This is a genomic window from Moorena sp. SIO4A5 (assembly GCF_010672005.1).
GTDB lineage: Bacteria > Cyanobacteriota > Cyanobacteriia > Cyanobacteriales > Coleofasciculaceae > Moorena.
Genome location: NZ_JAAHHZ010000169.1, coordinates 1 through 11,541, shown reverse-complemented (window position 1 = coordinate 11,541; position 11,541 = coordinate 1). Strand labels below are relative to the sequence as shown.

The window sequence follows — 11,541 nt, the reverse complement described above, 5'->3', positions numbered from 1 at the left end:
TAAGCAACGTCTGGGAGAAAGCTTACTGGGAGTTTTAATTAATGATATTCCCCAAGACAAGCTATCAAGGGTAAAAACAACATTGAAACCGTTTCTGGAACGGCAAGAAATCCCAGTATTGGGAATGATGCCTAGAAATAATCTGTTGCGCAGTGTTAGTGTTCGGGAACTAGTACATCAGTTGCAAGCTAATGTGCTATGCTGCCCTGACCGCTTGGATTTGATGGTGGAAAGCTTGACCATTGGGGCGATGAATGTCAATGCTGCTCTGAAGTATCTACGCAAGGGCGTTAATATGGCGGTGGTGACGGGAGGCGATCGCCCAGACCTTCAGATGGCTGCTCTAGAAACCTCAACCCACTGTTTAATTCTTACCGGTCAAGTTCAGCCTCAAGCGGTTATTCTCAGACGTGCTGAAGAGTTTGAAATTCCCGTACTTTCCGTTGATTTAGACACCCTCACTACTGTTGAGATTATTGACAATTCTTTTGGTCAAGTACATCTCCATGAAGCAATTAAGGTGGAGTGTATGCAACAGATGATGAATGAATATTTCGACATTGAGCGGTTGATCAAGTTACTTGGTTTGAAACCAGCTTTATAGATGCATTAGTTGAAGGTTAAAAGGTGAGAAGGTTATTCGCACAATGCGATTCTGTATAGGGTAGGTTTGCAGGTTCCGTAGCGTGGGCTATTGGCCAAGTTTAAAACGTTAACTTGAAAGTTACTAAATAAATTATAACTCTGTTAAAGGTAACTCTATTATAGCGTTTATCGTAGCTATGAGGTACACATTATTTTTTCCCTCTTACCTCACTTCCCCTCCTGGGAGGGGTTAGGGGTGGGTTACTCTTACCTGCTCCCTGCTCCCTGCTCCCTGCTCCCTAAAACCCATAAATTTGTACCTCACAAGTCGTAGAATTGCTATAAATTAAATATGAAAACAATTCTGGTTTTTGTCATCATTAATTTGGAAGGTTGTCAGGTTATAATGTTGAAGGTTAAAACGTTTGCCAAAAGGCTACGCTAAGCGAACAACGTTAAACTTGCTTGCCTTCTAACTCTTTTCAACTTTAAATTTGCTAACTTGTAATTCTGTTAACGATGAAACCAGTTATTGTTTTCGGCAGTATCAATATGGATTTGGTAGCCAAAACTCCCCGGTTACCAGTTCCAGGTGAAACACTACAAGGCCATGAATTTTTTACTGCTCCTGGTGGGAAAGGGGCCAATCAAGCTGTGGCGGTAGCACGGTTGGGTATCCCCACTAACATGGTGGGGCGCGTTGGTTGTGATGATTTTGGCACTCAGCTACGCTACAGTCTAGGGGTAACGGGTGTTGACATCGATAGCGTTTTGGTTGAGGAGGCGGTGAGTTCTGGGATTGCAGTGATTTCGGTGGATCAGGCTGGGGAGAATACCATTATTTTCCTGGCTGGTGCTAATGGGCATGTTAATGAAACTGATGTGGAACGCCTCAGTAGTTTGTTGCCAGAAGCCGCTGTTTTATTGATGCAGTTGGAGATTCCCATGTCAGTGGTGCTTTTAGCAGCAGCCGCAGCTCAGAAAGTGGGTTGTCCAGTGATTCTTGACCCAGCACCAGCTCAGGACTTGCCAGAGGAACTGTATGGCATGGTGGATATTATGACACCGAATCAGTTGGAAGCCTCTGTACTAGTGGATTTTCCTGTCGATACCATAGAGTCAGCGAAGAACGCATCAGAAGTACTGTTGCAACGAGGTGTGGATACGGTGATTGTGACCTTAGGGGAGCAGGGGGTTTTCTGTGCCACTGCTTCTGAATCGTTCTTCGTCCCTGCTTTTTCTGTTGAGGCTGTGGATACTGTGGCAGCTGGAGATGCCTTTAATGGTGCAATGGCTGTGGCAATAGCCAAAGGGTTACCGTTGCGGCAAGCGGTAATATGGGGAGCTGCAGCTGGGGCGCTTGCTGTGACTAAGGCTGGGGCTCAGCCGTCTTTGCCGGATAAAGAGACATTCAATGCCTTTCTCACAGAATTAGGTATTAGCTATTAGCTATGATACCATGATAGTCTTAGATATTAGATATTAGATATTAATTCTTAGATATTAGTGATTGCTAATAGATCATTTACCCGAAATTTGCTACTACTGGAAATCCTGATGGTGGAGCTACTCATTAATACTAATTAATCCAGTTTGAGCAAATTATTGAGGGTAGTACGTCTTTTTCAAAACTCAGCCACTCAGCAGTCACTACTATACAGTAACTATACAGTAACATCCTCATAAATTAAGGAGATGGGACAACTAAAATCAATGCTGGTCAAGTGAATTTCCTCTCCTTCTGTGTAGGGATTAAGTTCCCATTTGCCTTGTGGATTGCGCCGGAAGCACTCGATAGTGATCTGTTGAGTATCAATCAAAAGATATTCTTGTAAGGTTTTGATGCGGCGATAGTTAGCAAATTTGCGACCTCGATCAAAGGCTTCAGTGGAGGGAGAGAGGACTTCCGCAATTAGACAGGGATGATAAATGACTTTGAGGGCATTGCTGTCTCGTTGGTCGCAGTTTACCATGAGATCGGGGTAGTGAAAGGGTCCTTTTTCTGATACACCCACTTTGACACTAAAGATAAAAGGACGACAGGAACCTCCCCGCAGATGGCTTTTTAAGGCAGTTGCAAGATTCAGAGCAATGGTTCCGTGGGGAATAGTTCCCCCAGTCATAGCATAGACTTCGCCGTCGATGTATTCATAGTTAAGTTCTTGCTTTTCCTCCCAGTCTAGATACGCTTCGGGAGTCATGTACTCTCTGTGATAAGAAGCAACCATAACCACCTCTTTTATGTCCTGTTTTGGAGCTAGTTGAGCTTGATTTAAACTATAGCGCGAAACTCCCCCTGACCGAAACCGCGACATATGATAAGACAAAATATTTTTGCTTTCATACCTGCTCGCTTTCGACAGGGCCTTCAACATTGCTTTTTCTAAAAACGGGTATTGTAACTGTAAACGTTGTCCCTTGGTTGAGAGTGCTTTTAACTTCGATTTGACCGTGGTGATTCTCAACTATTGTTTTAGCGATCGCTAAACCTAGCCCAGCTCCTTTTGCTGTATCATAAGGTCTAGCTGGATCAGCTCGATAAAAGCGATCAAAAATGTGAGGTAATGCTGATGCACAGATGCCTCGACCGGAATCAGTTACCTTGACTTGAAGGAGGTAGCGCGGTCTTGGGGTTCCCCCCCATGAGGGAGTAACGGTGAGGAATGGCAGGTTTCTTGCCCTATGTTTGCTGGGAGGTTCTAACTGTTGTAATTCCACTTGAATAAATGCTTCCCCTGGAGTTTTGGTAGAAGCGGGTGTGTATTGCACAGCGTTATTGACTAGATTGGTAAATAAACGTGCCAATTGATTCCAATCCCCCTCAAGGGTAAAGGCATCTTCGTCGAATGTTGGATTTTGGAACACCTGACTAGGGCAGGCTGGCCGAAATGCTTGACCATCCTCCATCTCCCCCTCTTTCTCCTCTGTCCCCTGTACCTGATCGGGATTGGGGATGTCAATCAAGTACAGGGAAATCCCTTTTTCTGTAGCAATCAGTTGTTGCTCCTCGATCACTTCCATTAGCAAAGCATCTAGGTGGACTAATTGCCACTGGGGTTTTACCATACCGCTATCAGCACGAGCCAAAAACAGCAGGTCATTGACCAGTTTTCCTAAGCGCTGGGTTAATCGCTCTATCACTTCGAGTTGGTGCCGTTGCAGCTCAGATGCCAAATCGGGATCCCCCAGAGCAACTTGTACATTAGTCTGAATCGTGGCAATCGGGTTTCTGAGTTCGTGGGAAGCATCAGCAGTGAATTGTTTGAGCCGTTGGTAGGACTCCCGTACTGGTTCCATAGCCATACCAGATAGTAACCAACCAATAGCACCAGTAGAGATAATTATCACCACTGTACCTAGAGTCAGATCAAATATCAGTTGGTGGCTGGGTTTGGTGACTTCAAACCATGGGTGGCTAACCCGTAAATAACCCAAGATATAATCCTCGATTTGCACCAGTTGGGTTAACTGTCGCAGGAGATGCTCTGCTGATAAATGAACTGTTGCCCTAGTGGTGTTGGCCTTTAAGGGAATAGTTAAGGGTTCTGAGAAGGTTGACCACAGCAAATCCCCCTTCGGACTAAACCACTCCAGGTCAATGTGGTCATCTTCTACCCCATCACTATTGTCTCGAAAACTGGCTTCAATGTTGAATTGGTAGGGAATCTCACCATCATCCACAGGTTGAATAACCAGTGATCGCTCTACCACTTCTACGACATGTTTGAGGGTGTCATCAACCCGTTCAATCAGGGTGTGGCGGACATAAAGATAGACAGCAGTTGCAAATAATAACAGTAAGACTGCCGTGACCGTAGTGTACCACAGAGCAAGGCGTCGGCGAGTAGTTTGAAACATGCTTATTTAACTCAGATCTTGAGCACAACTGAGAACCGAACCAGTTGCTGCCAGTGTAGAGGACAAAGCTAAAATTGATATCGTGTCCGACTTGTCAGAAACGATCAGCCCTTAGCCTAAGCTGATCATGCCTAATGCCTTCAAGGATAAACCTAATTCTTGAAATCTTACTACGATTACGCCTCCTCAGATTTAAGATTAATTTTATCATTCGAGGCGAAATGATCCATCGAAGACCCTCAGACGGTATACTTTTTAGTATTTTAATTCCCTTAATCTCAAGGATTATACGGATTTTATGTGAATTTTTTAGGAAATTATCCGTATAAGTACGGAGATAACGATTAGTGAAATTACGGTGGAAACAGGTTTTTTTTTAAGTCAACATTAACATAATAGAGTTAATTCATATCTCACAGATGTTTGTTGATTAGTTAACGGTATTTCAATGTCATCAACATACCTACCAGTCACTTCTCCTTCAGCTGATCAAAGCAATTTCCCTGCACCAGTCCCTGCTTCAGTTATTTATTTTCAGAATAAACTGCCCAAAGAAAGACCAGAGCATCCTGATTGTACCCGAATCCTCTTAATTGAGGACGATATCCAGGATATTGAGCTCATTAAAGCATTACTCAAAAAGGCCAAACATTTTCCAGCAACACTCACCCATGTAGAGACCTTAGAGCAAGGTCTCGAATGCCTAAAGCATGGAAATATTGATATCGTACTCTGTGACCTGTTCTTACCAGATCAGCAAGGCCTAGAGACATTTTGTGAAATTTATGCCCAGTTTCCGGAAGTGCCTATAATCATTCTGAGTGGACTGACTGATGAGAATTTAGCCATAGAAGCGCTACAAGAAGGAGCACAGGATTACTTAGTTAAAGGACAATTTGATCGGAACCTATTGGTACGAGCGATGCGCTATGGCATTGAGCGGCAACGACTGCTGTTAGCACTGAAGCGACAAACTGAAGCCCTACGAGCCAGTGAAGAGCAATTTCGCACCATGATTACCAGAAATGCTGATGGTGTTGTCATTATTGATCACAATCGAGTGATTCAATTTGTTAATCCAGCAGCAGAATCCCTGATCAACTGTAAAGCGGAAATACTCCAAGGAGAAATATGGTGCAGTTCCCTAGTGGTTGGCCAAACTACAGAACTAGATATTTGCTCCTCCTATGGAAAAATTGTTATTGTCGAAATCCAGCTAGTAGAGATTCAATGGGAAGGGAAAAAAGCCTATATGGCATCACTGCGAGATATCACCACTCGCAAGGAAATAGAAATTGCTCAGAAGCAACTGAATGATGAGTTAGAACGTCGGGTTAAAGAGCGCACAGTTGAACTAAGAGTAGCCAATGCTCAGCTCCAAGTTTTGGAAGTTAAACTACGTCAATCACTGGTGAAAGAGAAAGAATTGAGCAAATTTAAATCTCGGATTATCTCTAGCATTTCCCATGAATACCGCACCCCATTAACTACGATTTATTCATCAGCAGCAATCCTGGAACGGTACTGTGATAAAATTGATCCGACTCGGCAAGTAAAACATTGTAGACGTATCCAATCCATGGTTCAGCACCTGACTGGTTTAGTGGATGATGTGCTATTTATTAACAAGACGGAATTTGACCAACTAAATTTCCAACCAGAACCTATATACTTAGTTGGATTTTGTATTAAATTAGTTGATGAAATCAAATCTAAAACCACAGATAAACACCAGATATTGTTTAGCCATGAAGGTGATTGTAATGAATTTACATCAGATCCTAAGATGCTACGACAAATGCTAACTAATCTCCTCTCTAACGCTATTAAATATTCTCCTCAAGGAGGCACAGTCGAACTTAACCTTAAGTGTGAAAATAATCAAGTAATACTGGAAGTTACAGATGAAGGTATTGGCATTCCTAAGCAGGAGCAAGGTGAGTTATTTAATTCCTTTAGTCGCGGGAGTAATATCGGTTCCATAGGGGGAATTGGATTGGGCTTATCAATTGTAAAAAGTTATGTGGAACACCATCAAGGTGAAATAGTTATGGAAAGTGAAATAGGTGTAGGTACTCGTATTAAGGTATCTTTACCATTGCTTCGTTAGTGGTTAGTATGACTTACAAAAATTGATTTATTTAACCGCAAATCCCCATAAGATGCGAAGCTCCGAAGACTAATATATAGCAAGTCTTATACCCATGAGGTACAAATCTCTGGGTTTTAGGGAGCAGGGAGCAGGGAGCAGGGAGCAGCGGATATGGGAAGAGGGAAGAGGGAAGAGGGAAAAAATAATGTGTACCTCATAGCTATGAGAAACGCTATAGTTGGTAAAAGGTATTTTTAAGCCATCATATATAGTTCCGTTAAATACTTATAGAAATTATTATTTTGGTGAGGGATAAAGCTTATCCTTTTAAGGCAAAAGGCAAAAGGCAAAAGGTAAGCATTCAGCTACGTGGCCAAGGCCAACGGCTGACCGCTGACCGCTGACCGCTGAATACTTACGTTAATGGAAAATGGAAAATGAAAAATTCCCAATTCCCAATTCCCAATTCCCAATTCCCAATTCCCAATTAACAGCCATAGGCAGAAATTATCCCCTCATCAAAAATCCTTAGACTCCAGTTATTTTTTGTCTTTCAACTGCTTCGTAACTGATTGAGCTTTATCCTTTAAGTGTGCGGTAGTAGCATTGCCTCTGTCTTTCAACTGCTCAGTGACTGATTGAGCTTTATCTTTGAACTGTGCGGTGGTAGCTTTGGCTTTATCCTTCAACTGTTCAGTGACTGATTGGGCTTTATCTTTCAACTGTTCTGGTATATGTTGAGCTTTTTGCTTGACAGCTTGAAATTCCTGGACAGTTTTTTGATAATCTTCCTTGATCAGGTCTGTAGCTTGACCAATTTTTTGATTAAGTCCTTCCCCATACTGTTTACTATTTTGAGCAACTGCATCCAGTACAATTACCCGCTTGCTTCCAATACTCGAAATTGCTACTGGTGGGAGTAGATACATACCATCCATAACCCCATGCCAGCCAACGTCGGAGAAGAGATAGTTAACTACAGTACCGCTTTTGGGTTTGAGCAAGTAGTCCACTAGCTTACCAATTTTGTTACCCGCATCTGTCCACACTTCATGTCCGATCAGGGAATCCCAAGACTCGGTGTTCTCTTGAGTTTTGTGATGTTTGCTAGTGTTGACGAGAATACTATCGGTGCCAATACTCTCTATTTGACCCCAAGCAAAGTACCGTTTTTTCGTCCCAAGTAATCCAGACTTACACCTTAAGGCAACAACTCGATGAGCTTGATAGTCCAACAAGAGTTGATCGACATGACCAATTTCTTCGGTGGTCTGACGCTCTAATACTAGACGATTGAGTAACTGGCTCTGCTTGATCGGTTTGGCTTGGAGAAATAATAAAGACATCTGTTCATGTATCCAATAGTTAAGAACTGGCGATCGCGGTCGGAAAAAGACACAGAAGGCTTTGAGAGGTAAGCTATCAGACCCTCAGCCCCTCACCACCTCGAGCTTAGAGCTTACGTTCAACAGTTAAACCAAAAGCTGAGTTTATGTCTGTGGGAAGTATATATCCTTGATCGGACAATACAGAAAGCTACTATGCTTCCATAGTCTTTCCTTAGAGTCTTTGCTTAAGCTTCAGATTCTGCTTGTGTACCCCTCTGTGATTTTTTCTATCTTTAGCTTACAATAATTTAGTCATGATTTAGTCAAGTCTGATCTAGAGGATTACCACGGAGTGAGTAGAGACTATGCGCTTATTGTTTTTGATTTCAGGCTTTGTGATCGGCTTAGCTATAGCAGCGATATTATTCGCCCTTCAAAATAAAGAAATTGTGTCGGTAAACTTTGGAGTTTGGACTATAGAAGAACCTTTATATATAGTAATTCTTTTAACTCTATCTATGGGCTGTTTAACTGGTTTATTAATCTCCACACCTACTTTAATTAACCAAAGTCGTAAACTAGCTCGGCAACGGAAACGGATTAATGAGTTAGAGCAGGATTATAATGAAACAATAGGAAATATTGAGAATCAACGCAAAAGGATAGAGTATTTAGAAGATAGTTTGAAAAGTAACATAGGTGCTTCATCAGCAGAATCTGAGCCGCAATAGCTGGAAAAATGTTAAGCATATGCGCTACGCCCACGCTGCGCGAACATCGGTCAGGGGTCGTCAGCTAAAATAAACCCTGTGCAGGGTGCGCCTATGGGCAATGGGCAATGCGCAAACGGTAAAATTTAATAGTTCGAGATTAATGAGAATTGAAAGTCAACATAAAAGTACATCAGCATAAGTAAAAGAGATTAAACGAATACTTATCTCTTTTCTTAAAAAGCACCTCAAGTAGCGTGGGCGTAGCGCATTAGCTGATAGCTGATACGCGACACGCTGATAGCTTACCTAATTTTATCTACCTAATTTTAACTACCTAGCAAAGATTCCAACTCAGTTTTTAATGATTCAAAATCTGACACCCTTGACACCAGTAAATTATCCTTACCAGCATCATTTAATCGTTGTTTCCAATAACTGATTATTTCTGGGTGATTCATCCAGAATTGAATCACACTGTCTACAGCTTGATCTAGGCTCCAATCTGCCTGGGAGGGAAGGGTTTCAGCTGATTCAATTAAAGCATCAAGGGTACACTGATAAGTACCTAAGTATTTCAGCCTTGGTGGAACTTTTCTCTGACTCAACGTCTGTTGATGATTGAAAAAGTCTAGGACAGGAGATACTCCTAAGATTTCAAAGGTGTATTTCATAGGTTTAATACCTTCCTTTTTACCAGTTATTCTTTTTGCCAGTTATCTCAACCTTTCGAGCCAAGGTCATCGAGATGAGTAGATTTTTCTTTGTTCTGTGTTCTGCGTTCTGGATAAGAACTCTGACTGTTTACTAATCCTATAGAACTGCTATTCACTAAATACTAAAGGAATTGTTAAATTGGTTTTGTAGTAATTGTAACACAATGTTATAGCCTGTAGCACACCGGAACAGGGAGTAGGGAGTAGGGAGTAGGGAGTAGGGAATCGGGAATCGGGAATCGGGAAGAGTGAAAAAATCTTGTGTATCTGATTAGACTAGAAAGTGCTATAATTCCCTATCTCCCTATCTCCCTATCTCCCCATCTCCCCACCTCCCCATCTCCCCACCTCCCCATCTCCCCATCTCCCCACCTCCCCACCTCCCCATCACCGGATTAAGGGGCATCCTGCCATTCTGGGGTCAGGGTGCGGTAATCGTAGTTTGCGACACTGGGATGACAGGTAACACAGGTTTTAACCCCAAAGGGTCGAGGGATTTTCACTCGGGGATGTAGGGCTTTGAAATAACGGGATTGGGTCATACGATAAGGTACTTCTTCGTCTTTGTTATGGGGACGGGAGAAATCTCGCAGGTATTGCCAGGTGAGTAATAAACTTGGACCAAGCAGTCTTCGGAGTTGGGTACCATAATGTTCCTGTGGCTCTAACAATAACCGACGCCAGGTTTCGGTAGGCAATACTTCTGGTGGCAAAGCAATGTGACAACGGGAACAGTTTTCTAGGTAAAGTTCTTTGCCTAATTTGTAGCGCTTGGACACTGGGTCCATTGATGCGATTAATTCGGTGGGGGTGGAACTAACTGTTTCTGGCTCAATCGTATATCCTACGGCTCGCTCCAGTCCCCATCCTATGCTAATACTCCAAAAAATCAACAATAATAATAGAACCCAAGCTGAACGTCTACGGTTTCGCCTTGGGTGTCTTGACTTCAAAAATTTGGACATACCTCACACACAACACTCTTTAAGGAATTGGTACAGAGCGCAACAATTGCTCAACAATGGGCTGAGCACGACGCCCCCCCGAGGTAATGAGACGATGGGACAGTACATAAGGTGCCAGGAACTTGATATCATCTGGAATGGCGTAATCTCGACCTTCGATAAAGGCTAGTGCCTGGGTTGCCCGTTGTAAAGCAATGGTACCGCGAGGACTGACTCCTAAGGTGACATCTTCGGCGGAACGGGATGCTCTGACTAAATTGAGCATATACTCTTGTAGTGACCGTTCTACTTTCACCTGGTGACAAAGATTCCGTAATTCTAATACTTCATCGGTGGTGATACAGGGGGTGAGCTCGGAAACCATCATGCCTTCTAGATGGCGTTGCAACATCTGGAGTTCTTCTTGTTCTGTGGGATAACCTAGGGATAAGGATAAAAGGAATCGATCCATTTGGGCTTCTGGCAAGGGGAAGGTACCTTGATATTCCACAGGATTTTGGGTGGCAATCACGAAAAAGGGCTGAGGTACGGGACGCGATCGCCCATCTACGGTGACCTGCTGCTCTTCCATTACTTCCAATAAGGCTGACTGGGTCCGGGGTGTGGCTCGATTAATTTCATCAGTTAGCAAGACATGGGTAAATACTGGACCTGGCAGAAATTCAAATTCACCACTGCGCTGATTCCAGATATTGGTTCCGGTGATATCGGTAGGTAAGAGGTCAGGGGTACATTGAATACGTTGAAATTTGCCATCTATGGAACGGGCTAGGGATTTCGCTAGCAGTGTCTTGCCCACACCAGGGATATCTTCGAGCAAGGCATGACCCCCAGCCAATAAGGCCACAATCACTATACGAATGGCATCTGCTTTACCAACAATCACACGACCGAGATTTTCCTGGAGCTTTTCAATTCTTTCTCTCATATAGCAGTGTTCAATTGGGTGAGGGACAAAGTCTTTGGTTTTAGGGAACAGCGGATCTGGGAGCAGGGAGCAGGGAACAGGGAGCAGGGAGCAGGGCAAACATCGGTTTGTGTACTTCATTAATATGAAAACCGCTATCAGTTTTAGAACATGCCCTATCTCCTATAAGCTATGTCTTACCCCGATTCTAAATTCTAAATTCTTCATTCTAAATTCTTCATTCTAAATTCTAAATTCTAAATTCCCGTGAGCATAAACCCCTAAGATTCAGACTCTTCTTCCTCCATGGGTAGACTTATATCAAGAAAAATTAAAAACTTCCCATCAGGCATGAGATGTTTCATGGCTTGGGAATAGCT

The 11,541-nt window shown here is 43.0% G+C and carries 10 protein-coding genes; 4 read left to right on the top strand and 6 right to left on the bottom strand.

Annotation, left to right across the window (positions count from 1 at the left end):
• Positions 1–604, top strand: a 604-nt coding sequence (locus F6K57_RS30465) for a phosphotransacetylase family protein (protein WP_293071928.1), incomplete at its 5' end; no start/stop codon positions are given.
• 500 nt (positions 605–1,104) lie between these two features.
• On the top strand, positions 1,105–2,034 hold the full coding sequence (gene rbsK / locus F6K57_RS30460) for a ribokinase (RefSeq protein WP_293040119.1): 930 nt from the start codon (positions 1,105–1,107) through the stop codon (positions 2,032–2,034).
• A gap of 215 nt (positions 2,035–2,249) precedes the next feature.
• Here rbsK and F6K57_RS30455 read toward each other — a convergent pair whose 3' ends face one another.
• The gene (locus tag F6K57_RS30455; protein WP_293071927.1) at positions 2,250–2,813 is read right to left on the bottom strand and encodes a Uma2 family endonuclease; all 564 of its coding nucleotides are present in this window, start codon (positions 2,811–2,813) and stop codon (positions 2,250–2,252) included.
• 112 nt (positions 2,814–2,925) lie between these two features.
• Complete coding sequence (locus tag F6K57_RS30450) at positions 2,926–4,443, bottom strand: ATP-binding protein (protein ID WP_293071926.1); 1,518 nt, start codon at positions 4,441–4,443, stop codon at positions 2,926–2,928.
• Between the two features lie 448 nt (positions 4,444–4,891).
• On the opposite strand from F6K57_RS30450, the gene F6K57_RS30445 reads away from it, so the two are divergent.
• Complete coding sequence (locus tag F6K57_RS30445; RefSeq protein WP_293071925.1) at positions 4,892–6,553, top strand: ATP-binding protein; 1,662 nt, start codon at positions 4,892–4,894, stop codon at positions 6,551–6,553.
• A 521-nt stretch (positions 6,554–7,074) separates the two neighbouring features.
• On the opposite strand, the gene F6K57_RS30440 is transcribed toward F6K57_RS30445, so the two are convergent.
• Positions 7,075–7,881, bottom strand: a complete 807-nt coding sequence (locus F6K57_RS30440; protein WP_293071924.1) for a PRC-barrel domain-containing protein — start codon at positions 7,879–7,881, stop codon at positions 7,075–7,077.
• 347 nt (positions 7,882–8,228) lie between these two features.
• On the opposite strand from F6K57_RS30440, the gene F6K57_RS30435 reads away from it, so the two are divergent.
• Positions 8,229–8,594, top strand: a complete 366-nt coding sequence (locus F6K57_RS30435; RefSeq protein ID WP_293071923.1) for a LapA family protein — start codon at positions 8,229–8,231, stop codon at positions 8,592–8,594.
• Between the two features lie 308 nt (positions 8,595–8,902).
• Here F6K57_RS30435 and F6K57_RS30430 read toward each other — a convergent pair whose 3' ends face one another.
• The 3 genes from F6K57_RS30430 to F6K57_RS30420 all read right to left on the bottom strand — a co-directional run bounded on the left by F6K57_RS30430 (position 8,903) and on the right by F6K57_RS30420 (position 11,182).
• Complete coding sequence (locus F6K57_RS30430) at positions 8,903–9,247, bottom strand: hypothetical protein (protein ID WP_293043224.1); 345 nt, start codon at positions 9,245–9,247, stop codon at positions 8,903–8,905.
• 437 nt (positions 9,248–9,684) lie between these two features.
• Positions 9,685–10,254 carry a cytochrome C gene (locus F6K57_RS30425; RefSeq protein WP_293043221.1) on the bottom strand — a complete coding sequence of 190 codons (570 nt, stop codon included), beginning with the start codon at positions 10,252–10,254 and terminating at the stop codon, positions 9,685–9,687.
• A 19-nt stretch (positions 10,255–10,273) separates the two neighbouring features.
• Positions 10,274–11,182 carry a MoxR family ATPase gene (locus F6K57_RS30420; RefSeq protein WP_293071929.1) on the bottom strand — a complete coding sequence of 303 codons (909 nt, stop codon included), beginning with the start codon at positions 11,180–11,182 and terminating at the stop codon, positions 10,274–10,276.
• Positions 11,183–11,541 lie beyond the last annotated feature (359 nt).

What these genes read in the sequence shown, in the direction of transcription:
- F6K57_RS30455 (WP_293071927.1), bottom strand. Translation starts at nt 2,813, where the DNA reads ATGGTTGCTTCTTATCACAGAGAGTACATGACTCCCGAAGCGTATCTA.
- F6K57_RS30430 (WP_293043224.1), bottom strand. Translation starts at nt 9,247, where the DNA reads ATGAAATACACCTTTGAAATCTTAGGAGTATCTCCTGTCCTAGACTTT.
- F6K57_RS30450 (WP_293071926.1), bottom strand. Translation starts at nt 4,443, where the DNA reads ATGTTTCAAACTACTCGCCGACGCCTTGCTCTGTGGTACACTACGGTC.
- F6K57_RS30420 (WP_293071929.1), bottom strand. Translation starts at nt 11,182, where the DNA reads ATGAGAGAAAGAATTGAAAAGCTCCAGGAAAATCTCGGTCGTGTGATT.
- F6K57_RS30445 (WP_293071925.1), top strand. Translation starts at nt 4,892, where the DNA reads ATGTCATCAACATACCTACCAGTCACTTCTCCTTCAGCTGATCAAAGC.
- F6K57_RS30435 (WP_293071923.1), top strand. Translation starts at nt 8,229, where the DNA reads ATGCGCTTATTGTTTTTGATTTCAGGCTTTGTGATCGGCTTAGCTATA.
- F6K57_RS30440 (WP_293071924.1), bottom strand. Translation starts at nt 7,881, where the DNA reads ATGTCTTTATTATTTCTCCAAGCCAAACCGATCAAGCAGAGCCAGTTA.
- rbsK (WP_293040119.1), top strand. Translation starts at nt 1,105, where the DNA reads ATGAAACCAGTTATTGTTTTCGGCAGTATCAATATGGATTTGGTAGCC.
- F6K57_RS30425 (WP_293043221.1), bottom strand. Translation starts at nt 10,254, where the DNA reads ATGTCCAAATTTTTGAAGTCAAGACACCCAAGGCGAAACCGTAGACGT.